Genomic DNA, 26,176 nt, shown 5'->3' with positions numbered 1-26,176 from the left:
TTGGCTTGCGCGATCGCCCTCGTCGGCATCTGCGCGAACGGGTCCTTCGCAGATGAAAAGCCTGACATTTCCAGTTTGAAAGCGGCGCCGATAACGGTCGAGGCGCAGCCGATCTCCACGTTCTCGAGAGGCGGACCCGAGCGCGCGCTCGGCAAGCTGCAGTTTCTAGGCGGCCTCGTTCTGAAGTCTTCATCGCCGTTCTTTGGCGGCTGGTCAGGGCTCCTGCTCGCCGACGACGCCAAATCCTTCGTCGCGCTCTCCGACACCGGAGTTTGGATGACCGGCGACCTGACCTATTCCGGCGCCCGTCCTACAGGTATCGCCGACGCTCACCTCGGCCCGCTGCTCGATCGATCCGGTAGGCCCATTGCTCGCGCACGCGGCCGCGATTCAGAATCGATCGCCCTCGAAAGCGGAACACTGCGGCAGGGCTCTCTTCTGATCGGCTTCGAAGGCCGGCATCGCATCGAGCGCTACGATCTCACGCTCAACGGCATAACGGTCGATCGGGGCGGCCTCAAAATTCCCGCCGCCGCCAAGAAGATGCGCTCAAATCAGGGCTTCGAAGCGCTGACCGTGCTGAAGGGCGGCCCGTTCAAAGGCCATCCGATTGCCTTTTCAGAACGGCTCTATAATCTGTCGCGCAACCACACAGGTTGGCTGTGGACCGCAAACGGTCCGCACACGATCCATCTGAAAAACGTCGGGGACTTCGATGTAACCGATATTGCGAGCCTCGATGACGGGACGCTGTTCGTATTGGAGCGCCGCTTTCGCTGGCTCGAAGGCGTAAAGATGCGCCTGCTGCGTATCGCGCCGGATGCGCTGGGACCAGACCGCACGCTCGATGGTGAAACGCTTATCGAAGCCGACATGAACGACAACATCGACAATATGGAGGGGCTCGCGGCCACCCGGTTGAAATCCGGCGCCGTGCTCATCACGATGATCTCGGATGACAACTTCAATCACGTCATCCAGCGCACGCTCTTGCTGCAGTTCCTGCTGAAGGATGCCGGGCAAGCGAAAGCCCGGCTGCCCAACCAGGCCACCGGGCTTGAATGAGATCGCGAAACTTCGAACGGGATCAGGCCGCCTTCGAAGCCTGAGCCTTCTGAATCTCACGCTTGAGCTTCAGGCACGCCGCCGATAGTTCGTCGTTGTTGGCCTTGAGAAGGAATGCATCGAGGCCGCCACGATGTTCGACGGACTTGAGCGCGCGTGCCGAAACGCGCAGGCGAACCTTCCGGCCGAGAACGTCGCTGAGCAGCGTGACGTTGCAGAGATTCGGACGAAACTTGCGCTTCGTCTTGTTTTCGGCGTGGCTCCTGAGTTGGCCCGAAAGGGGTAAAGTCCCCGTCAGCTCACAGCGCCTGGTCATAACACTCTCCTATGCCGCACCCCTCGAAATGGAGGCGGTCTGATCGAAAACTTGCTGTTTCAGCAAAAAATAGTACCCCGCAAGCGGAGCCTACGGGGATTTCGGCTGCTGTATAATTGACATGGCCGAGGCCCGTCAAGACGGGGCGATGGCCGTTCTAGGCCGCCCGGAGGTCCCCGGTCGGCGGCCCAAGGTCCAAGAATCGTCGTAAAGCCGGGCTAACTCAATGCCGGGCGCGGACGGGGCAAGCAGGGATAGCCATGGCAAATTTGGGAGCCGGTGCGCGGGGGCGGAGCATTGTCCGTGGCCTTGTCGTCGTTGCTGCTGCCACTGTGGCCTGGCCGTCCGAGCGCGCGGCGGCACTGGATACGGCGTGGCCGAGCCAGCTTTCCGCAGTTTATAAGCTGTCTTTCAATGGCTTCGAGGTCGGCACCTATCGTTTCGACGGCCATTTCGCCAATGGCGCTTATTCCGCCGTCAGCAAGGCCGAAGTTTCGGCTCTCTTCGGCGCCTTCAAGTGGGCGGGAAATTTCTCCGGCAGCGGCGCTCTCGAAGCTGCGGGCCTCCGCCCAGCCACCTTCGAGATGAGCTACAAAAAAAAGAAGAAGTTTGTGTCGGTGAAAATCGGATTCGCGGGCCGGACGGTGTCCTCGGTGGCCCTCGTTCCTAACAAGCCTCCCTCGCCCGAAGCAATCAAGCTGAAACCGGAAAATCTGAAGAACGTCTTCGACCCGATGGCGGCGATGATCACGGTATCGGACGCCCGGCCGTCCGACGCCTGCAACCGCGTGATACCAGTGTTCGACGGCAAGCAGCGCTACGATTTGCACTTCTCGTTCAAGGCCCGCGAGCCTCTGACTGAGCGCTACCCTTCGGGCCAGCCGAAGGAACTCATCGTCTGCCGCGTCAAATATGTCCCGATCGCCGGCCATAAGCCGAAGGATTTCGTCGACCCCTGGATCGACTACAACAACATCGAATTTGCCCTTAGGGCCGTTCCAAAAGCCGGAATTTATGTGCCATATCGGGTAACAATTCCATCGCCGATTGGCTCCGCCGTGATGACCGCCGATACCATTAACATCACGGCAGCCAACAACCAGCAGATCGCGTTGAAGCAGTGATACGCGCCGCACGCGAGCCCTTGCAGCGGCGCGAACACTTTGTCCGCGAACCGAATAATCCTTGATCTCTAAGCCCTCGTCTGCAATGCCAGGGCTCGATCGGAGTCAAATGCACGACATGGCAAGTGATCTGGAAGCCCGCATCCGAAACGTCACCGCGGTGCTCGGACCCACCAATACCGGCAAGACACATCTCGCCATCGAGCGGATGCTCGGCCACGAAAGCGGCATGATCGGCCTTCCGCTGCGCCTCCTCGCGCGCGAAGTCTATGACCGCATCAAGCAGCGCGTCGGCGCCGAGAAAGTCGCCCTGATCACCGGCGAGGAAAAGATCAAGCCCGAGCGCGCCCGCTATTGGGTCTCGACCGTCGAAGCCATGCCGCGCGACATCGACGTCGATTTCCTCGCGATCGACGAAATCCAGCTCTGTGGCGATCCCGATCGTGGCCACGTTTTCACCGATCGCCTGCTGCATGCGCGCGGCCGCTCCGAGACGCTCTTGCTCGGTGCCCAGACGATGCGCGAAGCCATCAATGATCTGATCCCCGGCGCCAACTTCATTTCGCGGCCGCGCTTGTCGAAATTGACCTACAGCGGCGAGAAGAAGATCACGCGCTTGCCGGCGCGCTCCGCCATCGTCGCCTTTTCCGCGCAGGAAGTTTACGCCGTCGCCGAGTTGATCCGCCGCCAGCGCGGTGGCGCAGCCGTCGTGCTCGGCGCGCTTTCGCCGCGCACGCGCAACGCCCAGGTCGCGCTTTATCAGTCGGGCGACGTCGAATTCCTGGTCGCGACCGATGCCATCGGCATGGGCCTCAATCTCGATGTCGATCACGTCGCCTTCTCGGCGCTGCGCAAGTTCGATGGCTACAACCACCGCAATCTGACGCCCGGCGAGATCGGCCAGATTGCCGGCCGCGCCGGTCGGCACATGAATGATGGCACGTTTGGGGTTACGGGCGGCGCCGAACCTCTTGATTCAGATCTCGTCGAGCGTCTCGAAACGCACAGCTTCGACAGCGTGCGCACGCTGCAATGGCGCAATCGTTCACTCGATTTTTCTTCACTCGATGCGCTTCACGCATCGCTGCGGGAATTTCCGCGCGAGCAGCGTTTGACCCGCGTCCGCACGGCCGACGATGTGGCCGCGCTCGAAGCGCTCACCGCCGATCGCGAGATTGCCGACATCGCCAGCAACCGGGCGCGCGTCGAACTGCTTTGGGATGTCTGCCAGCTTCCCGACTATCGCAAGATCTCCGGCCAAAGTCATGCAGAGCTCGTTTCGAGCCTCTACAAGCATTTGACGAACGGCGATAACCGCATTCCCGAGGACTGGTTTTCCAAGCAAGTTTCATTGGCCGACCGCACCGACGGTGATATCGACACGCTCGCCACCCGCATCGCGCACATTCGCACCTGGACTTTCGTTGCCAATCGCCCGGACTGGCTCAAAGATCCGGAGCATTGGCAGGAGCGGACGCGCGCCATTGAAGATAGTCTCTCCGACGCACTTCACGAACGCCTCACTCAAAGGTTCGTGGATCGCCGGACCAGCGCTCTGATGAAAGGCATGCGAGACAAAGACGAACTGACCGCCGACATCGCCGACGACGGCGCCATAACGGTCGAAAATCACTTCGTCGGAAAGCTCAAGGGCTTCCGCTTCACGATGGATTCTGCTGCCGACGGTATTCATGAAAAGGCGACGCGCCAGGCCGCGATGCAAGTCGTGACGCGCGAATTGGGCATGCGCGCGCGCCGCGTCGCTGCCGCACAGAACGATGCGTTCAAACTCATGCGAAACGGCGCCATCGTCTGGAGAGACGACGAGATCGCCAAGCTCGATCGGGCGGAAGATCCGCTTCAGCCCGGCGTGACCTTGATCGCCGACGAGACAATGAGCGAATCTGATCGCGAGAAAGTTCAGGCGCGCATCAAGACCTGGATAGATGACACGATCGCCGACAAGCTGAAGCCACTCGTCGAGATGTCGAAGAGCGCTGAACTTCAGGGCCTCGCGCGCGGTATTGCCTTCCAACTGAAGGAAGGTCTCGGCGCTCTGAAGCGCGAGGTCGTTGCCGACGACATCAACGCACTCGATCAGGCGGCCCGCGCCGAGTTGCGCAAATTCGGCCTTCGCTTCGGTGCCTTCAACATCTTCTTCCCGATCATGCTGAAGCCTGCGCCCGCCGATCTTGCGGCGACGCTCTGGCTTCTGAAAAATCCGCCATCGAACGGCGCCACGCCGCAATTGCCCCGCCCTGGGCTGACGTCGGTGGTCGTCGATCCGGCAACGCCCGAAGCGCTTTATCGGGCTCACGGCTTCCACGTCTGCGGTCCTCGCGCAATTCGTCTCGACATCCTCGAGCGCCTCGCCGATCTGATCCGCCCGTTGCTCGCCTGGCGGTCGGGGCCAGGAAAAACGGATACACCGCCGAAGGGCTCGACCGGCGACGGCGGCTTCCGCGCAACTGACGACATGATGTCCATTCTCGGCTGCTCGGCGGAGGAATTGGGCGAGGTCTTGAAAGCTTTGGGCTTCCGCCTCGAAAGGCGCCCGATCGCGATGCCGGCCGCGGCTCCCGCTCCGAGCCCTGTCGATGCCGAGATGCCGCCGGAAGCAGGACCGCCCGCTGAAGCCGCTGTCGCCGGCACGACAGTCGACGACGCTTCTGTCGCGACCACGACGGGCCCGTCCGAAGAAGTAGTGGCCGCACCGGCCGCGATCGAAACTCCGGCGCCGACGGCTGAGGCGATTGAAGCTGCGACGCCCGCTGAACCGCAATTCGAGGAAATTTGGCGTCCGCGCCGTCACCATCGACCGGAACGCCGGGACAATCAGCAGCGCGACGGTCAGCGCCGCGATCGCGGACATGGTCGTCACCGGCCTCACCAGCGCGGCGATCGTCCTCAGCAGGCGCCTGCGCCGGAAGCGACGCCGTCTCCCGCAGCGGCCGCAACGACCGTCGACGCGCCCGCGTCAGGTTCCGCGGAAAGCGGTCAGCGATCTGATCGCCAACAACACCAACACCGCGATCGCCGTGACGATCATCGCAGGGCCGAAGGCCGCAACGGCGATCACCGCCGGCACGACCGCAAGGATGACGGAGGCCGCCACCGCGATGACGATCGCAAGGGCCGCCGTGACGACGGACGGCGCCGCGACGAGCGCCGCTCGCCCCAGCTGATCACGGCCGCGCCGCCGAAGTCTGCCGCCGGCAACTCCTCATCGCCATTTGCGGCGCTCGCGGCCCTCAAAGCCCAGATGGAGAAACGGAGTGAAGGCTCCGGGTCGACCTGACACCGTGCCAGAGTCCGATCGCGCGCTGTTGCAGCGCATCGATCAATGGCTTTGGTTTGCCCGGATCGCCAAGTCGCGAACGCTGGCGCAGGCCCTGATCGAACGTGGCAAGGTCCGCGTCAACCGGGTGAAGATCGAAAAGGCGAGCCTCAACGTTCGCGCGGGCGACGTCCTGACGCTCTCCCTCGGTCCGCGCGTGATAAGTATTGAAGTCCTTGGCATCGGCGCCCGTCGTGGTCCGGCCTCAGAGGCGCAATTGCTCTACCGTGACCTGACGCCGAAGCCTCAAAAACCGGCTTCGGGCGTCTCGGCGCTGGAGGGCGAGATTGCCTTCAGTGGCCGCCCCGCAGCCCGGCTTGAGGGCAGCGGCCGCCCGACAAAAAGGGACCGGCGCGCGACTGACAAGTTAAGAGGACGTGATGAACTGTGACGCCCGGTCCACCTAGGCAGCGGCAAGGCCTATGGTAATAAGGGCGCCGCTCGAACGAGCGCTTATATTTGGCGGCTGATTCGATCGAGCATCGCCGCTTCGAGAACCGGGAATTTGAATGACCTACGTCGTCAACGAGAAATGCATCAAGTGCAAATACACCGATTGCGTCGAGGTCTGCCCCGTCGACTGTTTCTATGAGGGCGAGAACATGCTCGTCATCCATCCTGACGAGTGTATCGATTGCGGCGTCTGCGAGCCCGAATGTCCGGCCGATGCCATCAAGCCCGATACTGAACCTAACGTGGAAAAGTGGATGGAACTCAACCGCCAGTATGCAGAGGTCTGGCCCAATATCACCGCCAAAAAGGCGGCCCTCCCCGACGCCGACGCCGTTAAGGATGAGGCGGACAAGTTTGAGAAGTATTTTTCGCCTAATCCCGGATCCGGGGATTGATATTGCGTCCGCGCCGTAGGTCTTGAAGTCTGTTACGGCAGTTCTTACTTAAGCTGTTGGTTTGGCGCGGTAATTTAAAGGTCGTCTTAATCTCGTCGAGATTGTCTCAGAACCCCACCCTTCAATTACCGTCAAGACTGTGTTAGTGTCAGTTGCGATGGCGTTAAGTCTGCACAAATCCGGAACGGCCGCGAACAAAAGGGGGTTGCCCAGCTTTGAAGGGCAGCAACCAATAAGACGTTATGGGGCGTCACAGGGCCAATTCAGAGTCGGACGGGATTTGCAAAGCTAGGCCAAAAGTGAGCGCGCAGGGGACGGCCTCTCGTAAAGGGCGAGGCTCGGATCAATGCGCGCGTGCCGTTCGGGTATTGTTCGGCCCGCGGCTCGATGCTCCGTCCTCCCCCGGGGGCGGTCAGACGGCGAAGCCGGTCATCACCGGCACAGCCCTGTATGCGAGAGTGAGAGATCGATATGGCTCAAAAGAAAAAAGCTCCGGTCAGCCCTAAGTCCGCAGCGAAAAGTGCCTCCGCGCGTAAATCGATGCCCTTGAAGGTTACCGCCGCTGCCAACAAGGTGGCGAAGCCGGCTGCCAAGGCAAAGGTCGAAGCGCCTGTGAAGGCGAAGGTCGCTCAACCCGCTCCGAAAGTCGCCAACAAAAAGCCAACGCCCGCCACATCGAAGCCGGTCGCCAAGGCCGAAGCCGCGCCTGTCGCGAAGAAGCCGGTCGGCGCCACGCCGATTACGCCGCAGGCTGCCGCTGCTCAGCTCAACGCCAAGCTTGCCGCCGCTGCTCCGCAGCGCACAGTCGCTGTGCCGGCCAACGCCCACAAGGCGGCTAACCAGAAAATTTCGGCGCCTGTATCCGCAGCACAGCAGCCGGCTCAGAAGGAAGCTGCCGACAAGGCCGCCGCCGCACGTCAGATTTTGGCGGTGCAGAAGAAGCCGGTCAATCAGCGTCACGGCTTCAAGGCCAATGAATTCATCGTCTATCCCGCTCATGGCGTCGGCCGTATCGTCGGCATCGAGGAGCAGGAAATCGCCGGTATGGCGCTCGAACTCTTTGTCATCACCTTCGACAAGGAGAAGCTGACGCTGCGCGTCCCGACCGGCAAGCTGGCGAGCGTTGGAATGCGCAAGCTCGCCGACGAAGGTCTCGTCAAAAAGGCCATGGAGACGCTCAAGGGCCGCGCCCGCATCAAGCGTACGATGTGGAGCCGCCGCGCTCAGGAGTACGTCGCCAAGATCAATTCGGGCGACCTGATCTCGATCGCGGAAGTGGTGCGCGATCTTTATCGCTCCGAGGCCCAGCCCGAGCAGTCCTATTCGGAGCGCCAGCTCTATGAGGACGCGCTCGATCGCATGGCCCGCGAACTCGCTGCCGTCGAAAAGCTCGACGAGCGCGGCGCCGTCCAGCGCATCACCGACATTCTCTCGAAAAGCGCCAAAGGCCGTCGCCTGACGGAAACCGAAGCGCCGGTCGAAGAGGAAGCGGCCTGATCGCGTTCGCGACAATTGGTTCGCGAATCCGCTAAAGAGATTTGAGATTTACAGCGCTCGGTTCCGCACCTTCCGGCGGGGCCGGGCGCACCTCTTTTGGGGCTTCGGTCGGTGGTGCTTCGTCCGGTGCCTCGACCTGTGAGGGATCGGCGATGTCGATCAACGGACCGTTGCGACGTTCGATCCAGCCGCGAACGATAACGGTCTTGTTTGCGAGCCCATCGAGCGACTTGTCGAATTCGGGATTGGCGGCTAGCACTTTCTTATCGATGCGCGCCGTGAAATCTGTGCGCCAGTCGCTGCTGAAATTCAGATAGGTCGCGCCTTTCGTTCGTCCCACCGAAACGATCGTACCCATAACGCGCTCGTACTTTCCGCGCTCCCTCATCAACTCGCCGGGATGATCGGCAGGGCGCGTGCGATAGATGCCGTTGCTCCACAAACCGAGCCTCTGGCGCCGCGCTTCCGCTTCGTGCGCCATGAGCTCGTGCGCGCACGCAAAGCTCTCAGGCAGTCCGTAAGCTCGCGCGAAGCCGCCCGCAAGCAACCTGCCCTGCAGCCACTCTTCGCGGCCATGATCGAGGACGAAGACTTGCGCCAGGGAGCGTCCGTATCGGTCGACCTTCCTGCCGGAAAAGGCGAGTTTCACCCGCTTCGCTAATACGAAATCCGACAGCGCTCTTATCGTCTCCGTTTCCGGCGGCCAAGCGCCTGCGGCGGCGTCGGCATCGCGTGCCCTGGGCGAAAGTGCGCCGATCAGCCTGACGACCTTGCCGTCATCGAGCACAAGCGTTTCGCCATCGACGACCCGGGTGACGGTCCGAATTGGGCCAGGGTCGAGCGTGCATTGCGAGGGCGCATTGACCGTTTCAGCCGCCGCCGCAAAGGGAGCAAGAAGTCCCACCACGCCAGATGTCACCCGCCGCCGTTGCCCTGTCATGCCCCAACAGACACCACACCCATCCTGCTTCACCAAGACCAGTGGACCGCGAAGCCAGCCTAACGTGGAGCGGGCCTAAGAAGCGAGTGCATGAGCCGGACGGAATTGCCGCGAGCGGCCCTCAATACAGGCCCCGCTTTGGCCTTTCAGCCGCCTGCCCGCTCGCGGCGGTCAATCCATTATCCTGAATTAAAGCATAATTCAACCAAAAGTAGATGCTAGAATATTTGGCACGCAAGAGTCTATGCAATCCAATGGCTTCGCTCGCACGAATTGCGTCACCAAAACATGTTCGCAGGCCATAAGCCGAACGGGGCCGTGCTTGACCTCCGCCGACACTAACCTCATAGCTCTTGACGCCCGCGATCGATGCGGGAAATCGATCTGACGAGTCGCGGCCGAAAGGCCGAAGCGGGCCCCGTAGCTCAGCTGGATAGAGCAACGGTTTCCTAAACCGTAGGTCGCAGGTTCAAATCCTGCCGGGGTCGCCAGCGTTCGGGCGGGCCGTTAGCGCTCGTTTAGCCGCCGTCAGTGTTTAAGGAGAGCTTCACGCGGATGGCCGCCAAGATCGAGGTCACGATCGCCGATCAAAATCCGGTCGTACGCGCGGGCCTCGACGCTCTGATCGAGCGCGATGGACGCTTCAACGTGTGCGGAGTTTATCCGACCGGCGAAGCGCTGATCAACGCGCTGAGACAGAAGCCCGTCGAGATCGCCGTTGTCGGCTGGACGCTCCCCGATATCAACGGCGGCGCAGTGCTTCAGCGCGTGAAACAAGAGAAGTGGCAGACGCGCGTCATCATCTACACCGGCGAACGTTCCAATGACGTGCTTCGGCAAGCCATCAAAGGCGGCGCCTGGGGTTTCGTCTCGAAGACTGAAGATCCGCAGGTTCTGCTCGAAGCGGTCGTTTCGGTCGCGCGTGGCCGCTTGTCGCTGCCATATGTCGATATCGATCTTTTGAATCACGACCCGCTCGAAGGATTGACGGCGCGCGAGCGCGAGTTGCTTGCTGCACTAGCGAACGGCTGGACCAACCTTCAAATCGCAGCGCGCACGGGAATTTCGCGCAACACGGTGAAATATCATCTGAAAAATTTATACGATAAACTCGGTGTCTCGAATCGCGCCATGGCTGTTGCGCTGCATGTCTCCGTTAACCGTTCCGAGTCCTAGCAAGCGAGACATCTGATCCAGCGCGAATGTCGGCACCAAAGCACGACTGGGTGGGTAGCTCGATCTGCCCAACAGGGTGTTGATAGATTCTCGTTCCCACCATCACTGTCCGCCTGCTAGTTAAGACCGGACGCCCGCATCTGCGATCGGGCGGGTGGATCAGCAAAAGCACGCCAAAACGTTTCCCCCGCTGTATCGGGGATCGTCGGCTTGGCTCAACGCAGCGCGGAGGAACGCTTCAATGACCGTTACGCCTCATCTTTTCATTCCCGGCCCGACCACGATTCCGGACAAAGTCCGCATGGCCATGAACCTTCCGATGGAAGACATGCGCTCGCCGGAATTTCCTAAGTTCACGCTGCCGGTGTTCGAAGACCTGAAGAAGGTCTTCAAGATGAAAGACGGTCGCGTATTTATCTTCCCCTCATCGGGAACCGGCGCATGGGAATCCGCAATCGAGAACACGCTCGCCCCCGGCGACAAAGTTCTGATGAGCCGCTTTGGCCAGTTCTCGCTTCTCTGGGTCGATATGGCTGAACGCCTCGGCCTCAAGGTCGAGCTCTGCGACGAAGAGTGGGGCACGGGCGTTCCGCTCGAGAAGTATGCGGACATTCTTGCCAAGGACAAGAACCACGAGATCAAGGCCGTTTTCGCCACGCATAACGAAACGGCGACAGGCGTTTCTTCCGACATCGCCGGCGTCCGCAAGGCGCTCGATGCCGCCAAGCACCCCGCACTTCTGTTCGTCGACGGCGTGTCGTCCGTTGGCTCGCTCGACATGCGCATGGGCGAATGGGGCGTCGACGCATGCGTCTCTGGTTCGCAGAAAGGCTTCATGCTTCCGACTGGTCTCGGCATTCTCGCCGTCAGCCAGAAGGCGCTCGACGTCAACAAGAGCGTCAACGGCCGCATGAACCGTTGCTTCTTCTCGTGGGAAGACATGATCAAGACGAATGATCTTGGCTACTTCCCTTACACCCCTGCAACGCAGTTGATCCGCGGGCTCCGCGCCTCGCTCGATCTGATCTTTGCTGAAGGCCTCGACAACGTCATCGCCCGCCATCATCGCTTGGCGACGGGCGTCCGTCACGCCGTCGATGCCTGGGGTCTGAAGCTCTGCGCCAAGGAACCCAAGTGGCACTCCGACACCGTATCGGCAATTCTGGTTCCGGAAGGCTTCGACGCCAACGCTGTCTTGAAGACGGCTTACTACCGCTACAACACGTCGCTCGGAACCGGTCTCAACAAGGTCGCCGGCAAGGTCTTCCGCATCGGCCACCTCGGTGCGCTCGACGAGTTCATGATCGGCGGCGTTCTCTTCGCTGTCGAGATGGCGCTGAAGGACACGGGCATCAACATCAAGCTCGGATCGGGCACGGGTGCTGCAGCCGAATACTTCTCCAAGACCGCAACGAAATCGGCGACGAGCCCGGCTCAGCCTGCTGCGAAAGCCGCATAAGCAAAAAGTGCCTGGCTCTGATGAAAGGGCCGGGCACTTACCGTTCTGAGCCTTTGTGACCCGAAAACAAAAACACGTATCCTAGGAAGGCAACTCCCAATGAGCTTCTCGCAGTTCCCGCTCCGCAAACAGAGATTGCAGCGCTCCTATCTCGCGGTTCCGGGCTCCAATCCGAGCATGATCGATCGCGCCATCAAGAGCGCAGCCGACTACGTCTTCCTCGATTGCGAAGACGCCGTCGCCCCGCCGGAAAAAGAGCAGGCCCGTAAGAACATCATCCAGGCGCTGAACGATCTCGATTGGAAAGCAGCCGGCAAAAGCGTTTCCGTTCGTATCAACGGTCTCGACACCCACTACATGTATCGCGATGTCGTCGACATCTGCGAGCAGGCCGGTGCCAAGCTCGACACCATCCTCATTCCGAAGGTCGGCGTTCCGGCCGACGTCTACACCGTTGAATGCATCGTCAGCCAGATCGAAGTCGCCAAGGGGCTGAAGAACCAGATCGGTACTGAAGCGCTGATCGAAACGCCGCTCGGCATGGCCAACGTCGAGGCGATTGCCTCGAACTCCGAGCCGCTTGGAATCGATGCACTTCGGCGTCGCCGACTATTCGGCGTTCAACAAAGCACGCACCGTCGTCATCGGCGGCTTGAACCCCGACTACCCCGGCGATCAGTGGCACTTCCCGCTGTCGCGCATGACGGTTGCCTGCCGCGCTTACGGCCTTCGTCCCATTGACGGACCGTTCGGCGGCATCGACGATCCGGAAGGCTACAAGGCAGCAGCTCGCCGCGGCGCGGCTCTTGGCATGGAAGGCAAGTGGGCCATTCATCCCTCGCAGATCGAACTTGCCAACGAGATCTATTCGCCGACGGCCAAGGAAGTCGAGCGCGCCGAGCGTATTCTCGTCGCTCTCAAGGAAGCTGAGGCCCAAGGCAAGGGCGCCGCGTCGCTCGACGGCAAGATGATTGACGCTGCATCTGAGAAGATGGCGAAAAACCTGCTTGTGACTGCCGCCGCGATCAAGGCGGCTGAAGCCGCGCGGGCGAAATAATAAACGGCCAGGAAACGTCGGATAATCCTAGGGAGGTCCAATAATGGACATTCACGAATACCAGGCAAAAGAGCTTCTCACGAAGTTTGGCGTGCCGATTCCGCGCGGCGGACTGGCTTATAGCCCCGAACAGGCGACCTATCGCGCCAGCGAGCTTGGCGGCACTGTCGTCGTCAAGGCGCAGATCCATTCCGGTGCGCGTGGCAAGGCCGGCGGCGTCAAGCTGTGCCGCAACGAGCGTGAGATCGAGGAAGCAGCCGAATCGATGCTCGGTCGCAAGCTTGTCACCAATCAGACGGGACCGTCCGGCAAGCTGGTCTCGCGCCTCTACATCGAAGAAGCAACCAACATCGATCGCGAGATCTATTTGGGCTTCGTGATGGACCGCGCCACCGAACGTATCGTCGTCGTCGCCTCGGCCGCCGGCGGCATGGATATCGAAGAGATCTCCGCCACGCAGCCCGACACGATCATCCGCGTTACCGTCGATCCGGCGGTCGGCATGCAGCAGTTCCAGGCTCGCGAGTTGGCATTCGGCCTTGGTGTCGATCCTGAGATCGTCAACAAGCTCGTTCCGGCGATCATGGGCTGCTATCGCGCCTTCCGCGACCTCGATGCGATGATGGTCGAAATCAACCCTCTCGTCATCACCAAGGAGAAGCAGGTCGTCGCGCTCGACGCCAAGATGTCGTTCGACGAGAATGCTCTTTTCCGTCGCCCGCACATCGCAGAGCTGCGCGACAAGAGCCAGGAAGATCCGCGCGAAACCTACGCCTCCGATCGTGGTTTGTCTTATGTCGGCCTCGACGGCGATATCGGCTGCATCGTCAACGGCGCGGGTCTCGCAATGGCAACCCTCGATATGATCAAGCTTGCTGGCGGTGAGCCGGCGAACTTCCTCGACATCGGCGGCGGCGCTTCGCCGGAGCGCGTGACGAAATCCTTCCGCGCCGTCCTGCGCGACAAGAACGTTCGCGCCATCCTCGTCAACGTCTTCGCCGGCATCAATCGCTGCGATTGGGTCGCTAAAGGCGTCGTCGATGCCGTCAAGGAATTGAACATCACGATGCCGATTGTCGTTCGCCTCGCCGGAACCAACGTCGAGGAAGGGCGCAAGATCATCGACACCAGCGGTCTTACCGTCATCAGTGCGGATACGCTGGCGGAAGCGGCAAAAAAAGCGGTCGAAGCAGCCAAAAAAGCAGCCTAAATCCGGAGAAACGCACCAATGGCAATCTTTATCAATGAAAAGACGCCGATCCTGATCCAGGGCTTCACCGGACGCATCGGCACCTTTCACGCCCAGGAAATGATCGACTACGGCTCCAACGTCGTCGGCGGCGTCACGCCCGGCAAGGGCGGCACCTCCCACCTCGGCCGTCCGGTGTTCAACACCGTCAAGGGCGCGGTCGATGAAACCGGCGCCGAAGCCTCGATCGTATTCGTGCCGCCGCCGTTCGCGGCCGACGCGATCATGGAAGCAGCCGATGCCGGCATCAAATACTGCGTCTGCATCACCGACGGCATTCCCGCGCAGGATATGATCCGCGTGAAGCGCTACATGCGTCGCTACAAGAAAGAGAACCGCATGGTTCTGACCGGCCCGAACTGCGCGGGCACGATCTCGCCCGGCAAGGCGATGCTCGGCATCATGCCGGGTCATATCTACCTGCCCGGCCGCGTCGGCATCGTCGGTCGCTCCGGCACGCTTGGCTACGAGGCCGCAGCGCAGATGAAGTCGCTCGGTATCGGCGTTTCGACCTCCGTCGGCATCGGCGGCGATCCGATCAACGGCTCTTCGCATCGCGACATTCTCGAAGCCTTCGAGAAGGATCCCGAGACCGATGCCGTCTTGATGATCGGCGAAATCGGCGGTCCGCAGGAAGCGGAGGCCGGCATGTTCGCCAAGGAGCACATGAAGAAACCGGTGATCGCTTACATCGCAGGCTTATCGGCTCCGAAGGGTCGACGCATGGGTCACGCCGGCGCCATCGTTTCGGCATTTGGCGAATCGGCCTCGGAAAAGGTCGAGATTCTCAAAGGCTGCGGCGTCACGATTGCGCCGACGCCTTCCGAGATGGGCTCGACGATTGCCCAGGTCCTCGGGCAGATGCGCAAGGTCGCTTGAGTTCGGTTCGCGGCCGGAGGGCGCTTTGCCTCCGGCCGCTCGCTCGCTACATTACGATTTGCATGAGAAGTCTGTCCCCTTCTCGGGACATGGAGCCTTGGTGATGCAGGATACGACGCCCGCTGTCGGCTCGACCAAACTCGACGAAACCGAGCTGATCAACGAGCTGAAGCGTCTCAGAACGCAAATCCCTGACAACCCTTCGCTCAATCCGATTTTGAACGTCGCGTTCGACCTTTCGCGCCGGCTCGAGTCGAACGATGTGTCATTCGATGAAGTAAAGAGCCTCGCCGGCCGCTTGATGGATCGCGCCTTCGTCCGCCGTGCCAGGGGCCTTCGCGACAAGATCGGTTACGTCGACCAGGCGACCACGCTCAAGGATTTCACCGCCTACGTCGAAAAGACCGTGTCGGAGACCGGCAATAACCTTCAGGCCTTCGCCGAGCGCTGGTCGCGCGCGCGCACGGGCATTGTTTTGACGGCCCATCCCACTTTCGGTCTCTCCGACGCGCTTTATCGGCGCATGGTCGATATCGCGGTCGCCGATCCCAATGCCGACGTGACGATCGGCTTGCCCCACCGTCCCGAGGACAAGCTGACGCTCCACCATGAGCACAAGTGCGCTCAGGACGCGATCCGCAATCTGCGCAACGCTTACGAAGAGCTGCTGCACGGCTTCTACAGCGTCGCATCTCAGAAGTTTGGCGACGCCGCATTCAAAGTGCGTCCCAAGCTGACGACATTTGCGTCCTGGGTAGGCTACGATCTCGATGGCCGCACCGACATCGCCTGGACCTTTTCGTTCGAAGTCCGCCTGCGCGAAAAGCGTGCCGCCCTTGCCGACATTCGCGAGCGCTTCGTCGTCCTGAAGCACAAGCTCGAAAGTGGCGATGCCGCGCAGCGCGTGGCCCGCCAGATCGTCGGCAAGCTCGATCTCGCCATCGCGGCGGTCGATGAACAGCTGAAAGCGCTGGAAAGCTTCACCAACGACACCGAAGGTCTGGCGAAGGCAGCCAACATCATCACCAAGACCGACGGCTACAACCTGCTGACGGTCGAGCCGCTTCAGACGCTCTTCAACAATCTGATCGATGTCGTTCAGGCGCCGCAAATGAAGCGGGCGACAGCCGCGCTCGCCGGTCTCGTCGAGGCGACAGGCCTCGGCATGTCGCACATTCACCTGCGCATCAACGCTCTGCAGTTGCACAACGCCTTCCGCGCCTACGTGCACGAGCCGTGGACGCGCGACCTGACCGAAAGCCAGTCGCTCGCTCGCATCGTCGAGATGATCAGGAATACGCCGCGCGAAACCGTCAACTTCGCGACCCTCGATCTTGAATCGGCAACGGCGATCCGGCAGTTCGCGCTGACCGCGCAAATCATGAAGCACGTCGATAAGGAAACACCGATCCGTTTCCTTATCGCCGAATGCGAATCTCCCGCTACCGTGCTGATCGCGGTGTTCTTTGCAAAGCTCTTCGGCGTCGATCACATCACCGATATTTCCCCGCTCTTCGAAACTCCGACGGGCCTGGAAAACGGCGCCCGCATTATGGAGCGGCTGGTCGAAGAGGAAACCTATCGCGACTACGTCAAGGGTCGGAAACGCATCAGCATCCAAACCGGCTTTTCCGACGCCGGCCGCTTCATCGGTCAGATCTCGGCGACGCTCGCCGTCGAGCGCTATTACAAGGCGCTCGCCGCACTCGTCGATGGCGCCAAGCTCGAAGGCATCGAGACGCTTTTGTTTTCAACGCATGGCGAGTCGATGGGACGTGGTGCTCATCCGGGCACTCTCTATCGCCGACTGCACTACGTCATGACGAACGAGGCGCGTCGCCGCTTCGGCGCAGCGAGCATTCCCGTCAAGCACGAAACGAGCTTCCAGGGCGGCGACGGCTACGTCTTTTTCGGCAACCGCGCGCTGACAACCCGCGCGTTGGCGACGATCGTGATGGACGGCGAAATTCCGCCCGCTGAAAAGGATCCGTTCTATTCGGCGCAGGATTTCAGTTTCGATTTCTTCCTGCGTCTTCGGGCTTTCCAGCAGGATCTGTTTGCGCACGACGGCTATCGCGCCGTGCTTGGTGCCTTCGGTCCGAACCTGCTCTTCAAGACCGGCTCGCGGCCGGTGAAACGGCAGGGCGAGCACGCCTCCGATCGCGGCAACCCTGCGCGCATGCGCGCCATTCCGAACAACGCCATCCTTCAGCAGTTCGGCTATATCGCCAACGTCGTCGCGGGCCTTGGCACGGCCGTCGGCGCCGATCGCGATCGCTTCTATAAACTGGCCAAGTCATCGAAGCGGCTGCAGTCGCTGCTCGCCATGATCGCCCACGGCAAGACCATGTCGAGCCTCAATGCAATGGCCGCCAACGCCCAGGTGTTCAACGCCGGCCTTTGGGCGTCGCGTGCGTCGTGGGGACGTGAGCAAGCGTTGAACAGCGCCTTCCGGACGCTTGCAACGCATCTTTTACCCGACGAACGCCACGGCGACATTTCCGAGCTCGTCCATTTGTTGCGCCTCGACGCCATCGATCTGCATGCCATCCTCGCCGATTTGAATATCGAGGATGGCATGGTGCCGGATGAAAACCGTCTCGAGCTTGATCTTCTTCAGGCGATCCGCCTTGCTCTGATCATGCGCATCTTCATCCTGGCAGCACAGCTGCCGCGCTTTGCGCCCCAGGATGGCCTGTCGCATGCGCAGGTGCTCGAGATGGCGCTGAGCCTGGAAATTCCCGAAGTCCTGAACATTCTGCGCAAGGCATTCCCGCACGACGAGAAAAACCTGGCTGCGAAATCCTTCGACGAGCAGGCCAGCTACCGCCCGCGTGGCATTGACGATTATGCGCGCCTGGAAACGGAAATTTTGACGCCGATGGAAATTGCCTATGAATTTGTTCGCGAGATCGGCACCGGCATTTCACATCATTTCGGCGCCTTTGGCTGACGCTCATATCAGCGGCGAGGCGATCCTTGTCGCTTTCGCCCGCTGTCCGCATCAGCGGGTTTGAAGTCCTCGGCGAAGAGCGCGAACACCTCGCCTTTGCTCATTTCGGTATCGAGCCACAGAAACGGCAAATCGGGCCTCGACGCTTCAAGCGCGCTCTGGCCGTCCCCGATTTCGACGATAAGGCTTCCCTTCGGCGCGAGATAGGCGGGCGCGTCGCTGAGGATCCGACGGACAAGATCGAGGCCGTCCGTGCCGCCCAGATGCGCGATCTTCGGTTCTGCTTGGTACTCCGCGGGGAACGCTGCGACCGCATCCGCCGTGACATAAGGCGGGTTCGAGATGATGAGATCGTATTCGGTTGCGGAAAGCCCACTGAAAAGATCCGCCTTGAACGTGCGGACGCGCTTTTCCAGGCCGCAATCGCGAATATTTCGTTGCGCCACTGCAAGCGCATCGTCGGAAATATCGCTCGCATCGACGACAGCGTTGGGAAACGCCTCCGCCGCGAGAATGGCAAGGCAGCCGGACCCGGTGCACAGATCGAGCACGCGGCGGACGGCGAGGTCGTCCGGGACGATCGGCGCCAGATGATCCTGCACGATCAGTTCCCCGATGAACGACCGAGGCACGATCACGCGTTCGTCGACGTAGAACTTGTGACCGCGGATGTACGCCGAGTTGGTGATGTAAGCTGCTGGCTTGCGCGTCTCGATGCGCGTTGAAATCACGAACTCGACATTGTCGCGTTCGGCAGCGGTCAGCCGGCAATCGAGCCAGGGATTGATGTCTTCGATGGGAAGGTCGAGCGTCGCGAGAATAAGAAACGCAGCTTCATCGACGGCATTCGTCGTGCCGTGCCCGAACACCAGGCCGGCACGCGTCATCGAGGTTACGGCAAATCTCAGCCAATCCCGGATCGTTATCAGTTCGTCTGTCGGCGCGCGGCCATTGTCTTCGCTCATACCGGCGCCACCGACAATGGAGTTCAGGCCGTCGCAGGAAGTTCGTCGAAGCCGATGAGACGGCGGCCGTCCTCGTCCCACAGCTTGAGCCGGGCACACCGCAGGCTGTCGCGTAACGTCAAACGGTTGATTGATTGCAGTTCCGGGCTGGCGTTGAGGCAGGCCATGAGCCGGTAATTCGGAATCATGCTGTTGAGGTGATGAATGTGGTGCAGCCCGATGTTGCCGGTGAACCAGTTGAGCGTCTTTGGCAATTCATAATACGAAGAACCGAGCAGAGCGGCGACTTGGAAATCCCAGCCTTCAGCCTTGTCCCAGGTCGTCTCCTCGAACTGGTGCTGAATGAAGAACAGCCAGCCGCCGGTCGCGGCCGCAAGATGTAATACCGGCAATCCAACCCACACGACATTGGCGATGCCAAAAAAATAGCAAAGTGGTGCGTAGAGCCCGACGAGACCGACATTCAAAGCCAGCACGCTTTTCCACGCATCCTTGGGCGGCAGGGCATGAAACCAGGGCACGCGCTGAAGAACAAGAAAGTAGGTCGGCACCCCAAGGCCGAAGAGAAACAGCGGATGGCGATAAAGCCGGTAGCGAAGCTTTCCGAGGGGCGACAGCTTCACGTATTCCTCGACCGTCATCGTATTGATGTCGCCCGCGCCGCGGCGGTCGAGATTCCCCGACGTCGCGTGATGCTGCGCATGCTCACGGCGCCACAACCCATAGGGCGCAAGGGTCAGAACGCTCATCGCTCGGCCGACGAAATCGTTGAGCCCGCGCGATCCAAAAAACGAGCCATGCCCGCAGTCATGCTGAATGATGAAGGCGCGGACGAGCAGACCGGCGGCGGGAAGCGCGAGCAGCAGCGTTGCCCAATAAGCGTGCTCGACCGTCGCGAACATTACGCCGACGATGAGAACGAGCGGCACCAATGTCGTGAACAGTTGCAGGATCGCCAGACGCGTGACCGGCCCGCGATATTTCTGGCAGTGAGCGGCGAGGCGCCGCACGCGCTGTTTTTGCGTTTCGGGAAGATCCGAAGGTGAAAGCTGAGCCGTTTGCTTGTCGCGCATCAGAATGTTGGCGCGGCTCTCCGCCTGCAGCGGCTGCTTAAGGCTCACGTTCAAAGCTTTGGTCCCCCAAAAGTGGAATCGATAGCCGCCGACGAGTTGGCGTCGCGTAGCACATTCGTCGCACGTCGCGAAACGCTGTCGACGCGATTTAAGGCGGATAAGCGCGCGCGTCGACGCGATTCCTGCGCAAAATCGGCGTGTTTCCGAGCCGGCGCGCATTGGTGCGAAAAAAAGAGGGCCGGATTGTGCCCGGCCCTCCTGATTCTCTCTTTAGCGACCATCGATCCGAACCTAGTAATGCTGGCCCCAGATTTCGACGATGGCAGAGCCCTTGCCCTTCGCCGACGAGTCGAAGAATCGCGAGCGGTACTTGGCTTCGATGTGGTCGATGGCCTGCCGCCGTCCGCCTCTGAGATCGATCGGTCCGAACGTGCCGCCCGCATCGACGCGGGTCCGTATCGGAACGGTCTCTTCCTGGCCGTCGGAATAGACCACCTTGATCTCGTTAAGCGTGATGGCGCGATCGCGGACCGTCACCCGCAGGCGCCGGAAGCCGCCCTCGTTGCTGCCGACAGGAATGATATCCTTGTCGAAGCCGATGAAGCCAGCCGTCTGAGCGCCAAGCAGCACCCAACCCTGGTTATACCGGCGGCCTTCGCCGTTCGGTCCGAGCCAGCCCGGTGCATACCGGCCGAAAACCTCGACCCGCGCCTGTCCGTTGAAGTTCGGGCGCGACCGATAGCTGAGCTGGATCTCCTTGATGAACCGGTCACCGCGAAGATCGATCCAATTGGTGCGCGAATTCCTCGGAATATCGGCGTTGATCGCCAGCGAGTCGCTTTCGCCGTTCGCATAGACGATCTTCATCTCGTTGATATGGATGTCGTTGTCCAAAACGCGCAGGCGGATCTTCGAAAACTTTCCGATTTCCGGCCCGATGCGGATCACGTCACGGTCGGTAAGGAAGCCGACGTACTGCGCACCAAACAGCACATCTCCGCCGGCCGTCTGCTGGCCAGGGGTCGTCGGCGTGGCGACGGGCACGGTCGGACGCACCGAAATGCTGGAATCACCCGTGCTAGGCCTGTCGTAGCGATCTGGCGGACCCGAACGTCCCCCCCGATCCATCGACCGGCCTTCGCGATCCTGAATGCCGATGATCTGCAGCCGCCCGCGTCCAGGATTAGGCACCTGCTCGATCGTGATCTGGTCGATGAACTTGTTTTCGTAGGTCGGATTGATCGGCCTGCTGCGCTCGCCCCAATACATGTCGATCTGGCGATCTTCGTTCCACACCGATCCGTCGCTGTAGACGATTTGCACGCGCCGAACGTCGAACAACCTGCCCATCGCATTTTTGATGCGAATGCCTTTGTAGGCGCCTTTTGCTTGCCGCACATCAATCGTATAGCGATCGAGAGATAGATCGACGTCGGTTTCGGCAATGAGAATGAGCTGGTCGCCGTGTCGGTAGTGATAGCGATGCCGATAGCGATGATATCTACGACGCCACGACTGGGCATCCGCTGACGTCGCATTGCTCACGAGGCCCGCGACACCCACCGCCGTTCCGACGACGGCAACGGTTCCGACTCCTGTCGAAGCCACAACGCCCGTGGCCAGCATGGCGCACAGCCCCAGTACCAGTCTGCGCAACATAAACTTAACCCCTCTGGTTACTAACGCCCGTGCCCCTAGACGCGCGCACTTTAGCGGCAGCTCTTCAAAACAGGGAGCGCCGAGACCAAGGTTCGACTGTTCAGAAAAAATCATGGTGTGAATCTGCAACACAGACTTATGGCTGATCTCTCCGAGACTTGTGTGCATGAAAGAAGAATCGGAATTCGGTCAGTGCGCGTTTGACTGCGCACGGATTTTTTTTGGCCGGTTCCGGGTCGTTCAGCGATGCGGAACCGGGCAGCGTTAGGAACCGCAGAAGGCATCATGGCCGAAGCGTACCCACGGCCGATGCGGGCGGCTGCTAAGACCGAATTTGCCGGTCAAACCAACTGGGCGATGCAAGTACTTCCAGTTGCAGGCCGGGAATCGGTCGATGGGAAAGGAAGTCTGGGGGCGGCCCGCTTTTATTGATCCGCAGCTGCTTTGCGACGCAATCCGCTTTGATGCCGTTGAGTCACAACCGATAATTACGCTCAGGAAACATTATTGTTTGGGCGGCACAGCGCCGTTGCGCTGGCGCACTGACGCCCAGCCAAACAGACACATCTTGACGGCAAAAAACGAATCACGGCGCGCCAAGTCTTGATAATTCTGCCACCTTTGGCTGTATGATCCGCATTAATCCTTTGCGCCGTCCCACAACCCCAATGGCGTACAAGGTCACTTCCACCCCGCAGTCTCCCCCGGCTGCGGGATTTTTTTGCCCTCGCCAATTCACTTTCAGGATTTGTCGAGAGGCGCGAAACCAGCGGCCTTGGCGTCATCTTCGCTGCAGAACCAGCGCTCCCCACGTTCGGGCCGCACCCGCGCTTTCGCATACGCGCCGGACCACGGCAGCGCGTAGATCTTCGACGAAGCCCGTACGACACCCTTTATCGGGCATCCGTCGGGCGCCTCGCGCTTGGCGGCCTCCCACGCCTGATCTCGCCATTCCTGCGGCCGCTGGACTTCTCCCTGCCAGATACCGCGCTTGGCGTCTCGCGCACTGCTTTCTTCCCCGCTGAGCGAGCTGAAGAAGGAACTGGCGGTCGCAAAAACAAATCCGTTTCGAACAAGCTCGGTCGCCACGTCCTTCGAACTGTCGACGACGCAATTCGCGACCGTCCTGCCGTCCTCGGCCTGCCCCGACGGGCTGCATGTGACGACGCGCCCGCGGACGATGCTATTGAGCCCTGCACGGGCAGCCGAAGCACAGTTCCACCGCCGTCCAGTTGCGCGATAGCATGGTTGCTCCGAAGCAGGCGCTTCGATCCCGGCAAGGCGGATAAGAGTGCCGTCGACGCGCATCGTATCGCCCGTCAACGCGGCGGCCGGTCCCGAGATCTCGTTCGAAATCGTAACCTGGTGAGCTTCGCTATTCGCTTCCGGCATCGCGTCCGCGACGGAAATCGTGCCGACGCCATCGGCCGTTCTGAGCATCGGGCCGCCGACGTAGATCAACGCCAATACGATCCCCGCGGTTATCAGATGATGCGCCTTGACCGGAAATTTTTGGGCAACGTCGGGCATCATTCTAAGCTTGTCGCTGACAGCCCCGGCGGGCACGCGCAGCGCATTGGCGATCGGCGCAAGAAGCGCGGCCGCAGCATCTTTCAGAATGCTCCAGCCGAACCGTCCCCAACGTACGACGCCCCAGAAAATGGTCACCGCAAAATCGGCGATCACACGGCCGAGAAACGATAGACCGCGCATGATGCCGGCCTTGGCAGCGGAGACACCTGCGCGTCCGGCGTCGACTCCGGCGTCAGCGGCGTCCTTGACCTTGCCGATGGCGGCGAGCCGCGCGTCTTCGATCCGGCGCTGACGGTCGGCGCGCCGAACGAGAATCGTCGTCCGCACGTATTCCTTCCATTCAAAGCCTTCGCTCCGTCGGCGCCATCCGAACATGAAGCGCACCTCCCGCATGAATCGATTTGAGTATGTTCGGACCAATGATGGCGGTGCTTTGTCTCCAGGACGCCGCCCACATGCATTTCCGACCGGTCTAGCGACGCCGCTGAGGCATTGCAAGCCGCGCCGGCGTCAATTGCGTTGCGCAAGTTGCGCGCCGGGCAATGACCAGAGCCGGATCACACCATCTTGTCCGCCCGTCAGCAACGTGCGTCCATCATTGGAAAACGCTACCGTCTTGGCCCCCGACCCGAGGCCGTTCAAGGGCAGGTAAGTGCGCCACCGCTTCAAGCTCCTGACGCGCACGACGCCATCCTCGGAAGCCGATGCCAGCAAATCGCCGGATTCCGAAAACGCCAGCGAGGTGATGCGAGCCGCATGACCGCTGAGGGTCCGCTGCATCCGATAGGAATTCATTGACAGAAGCTTGACGGTTCCGTCGAGGCTTCCCGCTGCGAGCAACGCGCCGTCGCCGGAGAATGCAAGCGACGAAATGAAATCGGAATTGTTACGATAAAGTCGGCGTGTATCCTTCGTATCGGCGCTCCAGATCCGTATTGCGCGGTCGGCGCCGCCGGATGCGATCCACCTTCCGGAGGGGTCGACCGCAAGGGCCTGCACGGCATTTTCGTGTCCATCGAGCACGGCAACCGGCGTGTCCTGGAATGCCGTTTCCCACAAAGTCACTGTCCAGTCATGGCTCGCCGCCGCAATGCGATCCTCCGAGGCAACGAAGGCGACGGCCCAGATCGTCGCGTCGTTGCGCTTGAACCTGAAAAGCCGCTGTTTGGTATCGAGGTCGTAAATCGCGACGGCACCGTTGGCATGGCCGGTCACGACGCGATTGTTGCGAACCGCCAGCGATACCGCGGGTCCGTCTTCGAGCGGGATCGTGCCGAGCTGATAGCGCGTATCGTACGACCAGACTTTCAGCAGCGGTTCGTGCGACGCCGTCACGATCAGATGGCCATCGCCGCTGAGTGCCAGTTCCTCGACCGGCCCATCATAAGCTTTGATCTCTGCTGTTTCTGTGAGAGCCGGATCGGCCGTTGCGACGGGCTTCAAGATCGTCCCCGTCGTGATGGCATTTTTCTGCGACGCCAGGAATTGTGGGATGCGATCGTGGAACGCCAGAACGACGCCGGCGATGGCGGCCGCGATGATAAGGCGTGTCTTCAGCCAGCGCGAAAAAGGCCGTCGGGCAACGTCCGGTTTCGGACGGACTTTCAGTTTCCCCTTTGCCTTTTCAGCCACCGCCCGAGCCGGAGGCGGCAGCGGCGCAATCTTTTCGGCCGGTTTGGCTTTTTCAGCTTTCGCTTTTTCGGCCTTGGCCTTGGCTTTTTCCGCGGCGGCGGCTTTCTTTGCGGCGGCAGACGGAGCGGGCGTAACGGCTGCAGGCGCCTTCGTCTTGCTCTTTTCGGCCGGCTGCTCTCTCAGCGACTCGACAAAATCGAGCATGCCTCCCTTGGGCCCCGGCGCGTCGGGCGGCGGCGGCACGGGCGTCTGTACGACTGCATCGGCCGCACGCTTATCGTCTTCGCGGCGTCGGCGAACTTCGGTCTTCTCTTTGAGGCGTTGAAATAGACCGGGCCTTTCCGGATCCGGAGCCAACAAAGCCCCGCGCCATTCCGCGACCGATCGTGGGCGTGCGTCGACCGAAAGCGCCAGCGCCTGCCCGATCGCGGCAAGAAACGATGCCCGGTATCCCGCGAGCGCCGCGTCGCGAACCGGCACCATCTCGTCTTTGAGCATTCGCGACGGCGAGTCGGGCGGCCGCTTGCCGGTCACCGCATGGTAGAGCGTGGCGGCGAAGGCGTAGATGTCGCTCCACGGCCCCTGCTGGCGGCTCGTCTCGGCATACTGCTCGTAAGGACTGTACCCGGGCTTCACCAGCGCCGACACAGTCTTGGTCTTCGAGTGGGCGGCTATATCACTACGCGCGGCGCCGAAATCGATCAGCACCGGATCGCCGCTATTGCGGATGATGATGTTGTCGGGGGCAATGTCACGATGCAGGAAATCGGCTTTGTGAATGACCTCGAGCGCATCGAGAAGCGGCGCTACGATCTGGTCGAGTTCTTTCTGACGCGGCGCCCGCCCCAGGTCCTTGAGCCAGTTCTTCAGGCTTTTGCCTTCCTCGAACCGGAGCACCATGTAGGCAGTATTGTTCGCCCGGAAGATGCGATGCACCTTGACGATGTTGTGGTGATCGAACTTCGCCAGCGTCTGCGCTTCGTCGATGAAGCGATCGAGCCCCCAGTTATAGTCACTGGTGCAGCTTTCGGATCGTGGCGTCGCTTCGAGATTTTCCGTTCGAAGCGCAAAATCGCTCGGGAAATATTCTTTGATGCTGACTTTGCGGGCCAGTTCCGGTTCGTCGGCAAGATAGGTGACGCCGAAGCCGCCCGCACCGAGAACCCGGACGATTTTGTAATCGCCCGCAAGCTCAGTGCCGTCTGGTAAAGCGACAAGCTGCGTCATTGTCCTCTTGCGCGGGCCGTCCGCGCTTGTGATTACACGCCCTGTGTTCTGTCCGGTCTAAAGGCCTTGCTGCCGGAGTTGCTCTACCCTCTTAGCGGGCGATTACCCTCTTGTCTCTGTTTTGAACCCATGGCGCAAGAATGTGGCGTATCGACGGGTGATGAACCGTCGATGAATAATTCCTCGA

Annotated in this window: 18 protein-coding genes, 1 tRNA gene and 1 pseudogene; 13 read left to right on the top strand and 7 right to left on the bottom strand. The window is 60.9% G+C overall.

Going from position 1 to position 26,176, the window contains the following annotated elements:
• Positions 1 to 1,065 carry an esterase-like activity of phytase family protein gene (locus tag QM780_RS14020; RefSeq protein ID WP_415071069.1) on the top strand — a complete coding sequence of 355 codons (1,065 nt, stop codon included), beginning with the start codon at positions 1 to 3 and terminating at the stop codon, positions 1,063 to 1,065.
• A gap of 22 nt (positions 1,066 to 1,087) precedes the next feature.
• Here QM780_RS14020 and rpmB read toward each other — a convergent pair whose 3' ends face one another.
• Entirely contained in the window at positions 1,088 to 1,381 is a 294-nt protein-coding gene (gene rpmB, locus QM780_RS14015) for a 50S ribosomal protein L28 (RefSeq protein ID WP_415071068.1), read from the bottom strand.
• Positions 1,382 to 1,641: 260 nt separating this feature from the next.
• Between rpmB and QM780_RS14010 the strand changes: the two genes are divergently transcribed.
• The 5 genes from QM780_RS14010 (at position 1,642) to QM780_RS13990 (ending at position 8,187) form a co-directional block, all read left to right on the top strand.
• Positions 1,642 to 2,505: a DUF3108 domain-containing protein gene (locus QM780_RS14010; protein WP_415071067.1), complete on the top strand. Its 864-nt coding sequence runs from the start codon at positions 1,642 to 1,644 to the stop codon at positions 2,503 to 2,505.
• Between the two features lie 118 nt (positions 2,506 to 2,623).
• Positions 2,624 to 5,803, top strand: a complete 3,180-nt coding sequence (locus QM780_RS14005) for a helicase-related protein (RefSeq protein ID WP_415071066.1) — start codon at positions 2,624 to 2,626, stop codon at positions 5,801 to 5,803.
• On the top strand, positions 5,781 to 6,233 hold the full coding sequence (locus tag QM780_RS14000) for an RNA-binding S4 domain-containing protein (protein ID WP_415071065.1): 453 nt from the start codon (positions 5,781 to 5,783) through the stop codon (positions 6,231 to 6,233). The genes QM780_RS14005 and QM780_RS14000 overlap by 23 nt, the downstream gene beginning before the upstream one ends.
• Positions 6,234 to 6,351: 118 nt before the next feature.
• A complete protein-coding gene (gene fdxA, locus QM780_RS13995; protein ID WP_415071064.1) occupies positions 6,352 to 6,690 on the top strand; it encodes a ferredoxin FdxA in 339 nt (112 codons plus the stop codon).
• Positions 6,691 to 7,161: 471 nt separating this feature from the next.
• The gene (locus QM780_RS13990; RefSeq protein WP_415071063.1) at positions 7,162 to 8,187 is read left to right on the top strand and encodes a CarD family transcriptional regulator; all 1,026 of its coding nucleotides are present in this window, start codon (positions 7,162 to 7,164) and stop codon (positions 8,185 to 8,187) included.
• Positions 8,188 to 8,218: 31 nt separating this feature from the next.
• On the opposite strand, the gene QM780_RS13985 is transcribed toward QM780_RS13990, so the two are convergent.
• Positions 8,219 to 9,127: a thermonuclease family protein gene (locus tag QM780_RS13985; RefSeq protein WP_415071062.1), complete on the bottom strand. Its 909-nt coding sequence runs from the start codon at positions 9,125 to 9,127 to the stop codon at positions 8,219 to 8,221.
• Positions 9,128 to 9,541: 414 nt separating this feature from the next.
• On the opposite strand from QM780_RS13985, the gene QM780_RS13980 reads away from it, so the two are divergent.
• The 7 genes and pseudogenes from QM780_RS13980 (at position 9,542) to QM780_RS13950 (ending at position 17,900) form a co-directional block, all read left to right on the top strand.
• Positions 9,542 to 9,618 (top strand) — tRNA-Arg (locus QM780_RS13980).
• A 64-nt stretch (positions 9,619 to 9,682) separates the two neighbouring features.
• Positions 9,683 to 10,303 (top strand): response regulator transcription factor, encoded by a 621-nt coding sequence (locus QM780_RS13975; protein WP_415071061.1) that lies wholly within the window; start codon positions 9,683 to 9,685, stop codon positions 10,301 to 10,303.
• A gap of 241 nt (positions 10,304 to 10,544) precedes the next feature.
• Entirely contained in the window at positions 10,545 to 11,762 is a 1,218-nt protein-coding gene (locus tag QM780_RS13970) for an aminotransferase class V-fold PLP-dependent enzyme (protein WP_415071060.1), read from the top strand.
• Between the two features lie 99 nt (positions 11,763 to 11,861).
• Positions 11,862 to 12,819 (top strand): annotated as a pseudogene (locus tag QM780_RS13965) (HpcH/HpaI aldolase/citrate lyase family protein).
• A gap of 43 nt (positions 12,820 to 12,862) precedes the next feature.
• Positions 12,863 to 14,029 (top strand): malate--CoA ligase subunit beta, encoded by a 1,167-nt coding sequence (locus QM780_RS13960; RefSeq protein WP_415071059.1) that lies wholly within the window; start codon positions 12,863 to 12,865, stop codon positions 14,027 to 14,029.
• 18 nt (positions 14,030 to 14,047) lie between these two features.
• A complete protein-coding gene (sucD, locus tag QM780_RS13955) occupies positions 14,048 to 14,947 on the top strand; it encodes a succinate--CoA ligase subunit alpha (protein WP_415071058.1) in 900 nt (299 codons plus the stop codon).
• A gap of 103 nt (positions 14,948 to 15,050) precedes the next feature.
• Positions 15,051 to 17,900 carry a phosphoenolpyruvate carboxylase gene (locus tag QM780_RS13950; protein ID WP_415071057.1) on the top strand — a complete coding sequence of 950 codons (2,850 nt, stop codon included), beginning with the start codon at positions 15,051 to 15,053 and terminating at the stop codon, positions 17,898 to 17,900.
• A gap of 8 nt (positions 17,901 to 17,908) precedes the next feature.
• Here the strand turns inward: QM780_RS13950 and prmB are convergent, their stop codons facing one another.
• The 5 genes from prmB to QM780_RS13925 form a co-directional block, all read right to left on the bottom strand.
• Complete coding sequence (prmB, locus tag QM780_RS13945) at positions 17,909 to 18,865, bottom strand: 50S ribosomal protein L3 N(5)-glutamine methyltransferase (protein WP_415071056.1); 957 nt, start codon at positions 18,863 to 18,865, stop codon at positions 17,909 to 17,911.
• Positions 18,866 to 18,888: 23 nt separating this feature from the next.
• The gene (locus QM780_RS13940) at positions 18,889 to 19,992 is read right to left on the bottom strand and encodes a fatty acid desaturase (RefSeq protein ID WP_415071055.1); all 1,104 of its coding nucleotides are present in this window, start codon (positions 19,990 to 19,992) and stop codon (positions 18,889 to 18,891) included.
• Between the two features lie 237 nt (positions 19,993 to 20,229).
• Positions 20,230 to 21,597 carry a DUF2541 domain-containing protein gene (locus QM780_RS13935; RefSeq protein ID WP_415071054.1) on the bottom strand — a complete coding sequence of 456 codons (1,368 nt, stop codon included), beginning with the start codon at positions 21,595 to 21,597 and terminating at the stop codon, positions 20,230 to 20,232.
• A 741-nt stretch (positions 21,598 to 22,338) separates the two neighbouring features.
• A complete protein-coding gene (locus QM780_RS13930; RefSeq protein WP_415071053.1) occupies positions 22,339 to 23,505 on the bottom strand; it encodes a thermonuclease family protein in 1,167 nt (388 codons plus the stop codon).
• A 135-nt stretch (positions 23,506 to 23,640) separates the two neighbouring features.
• Positions 23,641 to 25,989 carry a protein kinase domain-containing protein gene (locus tag QM780_RS13925; protein ID WP_415071052.1) on the bottom strand — a complete coding sequence of 783 codons (2,349 nt, stop codon included), beginning with the start codon at positions 25,987 to 25,989 and terminating at the stop codon, positions 23,641 to 23,643.
• Between the last annotated feature and the right edge of the window lie 187 nt (positions 25,990 to 26,176).

The organism is Hyphomicrobium sp. (assembly GCF_047600905.1).
Classification (GTDB): domain Bacteria; phylum Pseudomonadota; class Alphaproteobacteria; order Rhizobiales; family Hyphomicrobiaceae; genus Hyphomicrobium_B.
The sequence above is the reverse complement of the archived record's forward strand: the minus strand, read 5'-3'. Positions and strand labels throughout refer to the sequence as shown.

Coding starts and splice junctions, on each gene's coding strand:
- rpmB (WP_415071068.1), bottom strand. CDS start 1,381: ATGACCAGGCGCTGTGAGCTGACGGGGACTTTACCCCTTTCGGGCCAA.
- QM780_RS14010 (WP_415071067.1), top strand. CDS start 1,642: ATGGCAAATTTGGGAGCCGGTGCGCGGGGGCGGAGCATTGTCCGTGGC.
- QM780_RS14005 (WP_415071066.1), top strand. CDS start 2,624: ATGGCAAGTGATCTGGAAGCCCGCATCCGAAACGTCACCGCGGTGCTC.
- fdxA (WP_415071064.1), top strand. CDS start 6,352: ATGACCTACGTCGTCAACGAGAAATGCATCAAGTGCAAATACACCGAT.
- QM780_RS13990 (WP_415071063.1), top strand. CDS start 7,162: ATGGCTCAAAAGAAAAAAGCTCCGGTCAGCCCTAAGTCCGCAGCGAAA.
- QM780_RS13985 (WP_415071062.1), bottom strand. CDS start 9,127: ATGACAGGGCAACGGCGGCGGGTGACATCTGGCGTGGTGGGACTTCTT.
- QM780_RS13975 (WP_415071061.1), top strand. CDS start 9,683: ATGGCCGCCAAGATCGAGGTCACGATCGCCGATCAAAATCCGGTCGTA.
- QM780_RS13970 (WP_415071060.1), top strand. CDS start 10,545: ATGACCGTTACGCCTCATCTTTTCATTCCCGGCCCGACCACGATTCCG.
- QM780_RS13960 (WP_415071059.1), top strand. CDS start 12,863: ATGGACATTCACGAATACCAGGCAAAAGAGCTTCTCACGAAGTTTGGC.
- sucD (WP_415071058.1), top strand. CDS start 14,048: ATGGCAATCTTTATCAATGAAAAGACGCCGATCCTGATCCAGGGCTTC.
- QM780_RS13950 (WP_415071057.1), top strand. CDS start 15,051: ATGCAGGATACGACGCCCGCTGTCGGCTCGACCAAACTCGACGAAACC.
- prmB (WP_415071056.1), bottom strand. CDS start 18,865: ATGAGCGAAGACAATGGCCGCGCGCCGACAGACGAACTGATAACGATC.
- QM780_RS13935 (WP_415071054.1), bottom strand. CDS start 21,597: ATGTTGCGCAGACTGGTACTGGGGCTGTGCGCCATGCTGGCCACGGGC.
- QM780_RS13930 (WP_415071053.1), bottom strand. CDS start 23,505: ATGTTCGGATGGCGCCGACGGAGCGAAGGCTTTGAATGGAAGGAATAC.
- QM780_RS13925 (WP_415071052.1), bottom strand. CDS start 25,989: ATGACGCAGCTTGTCGCTTTACCAGACGGCACTGAGCTTGCGGGCGAT.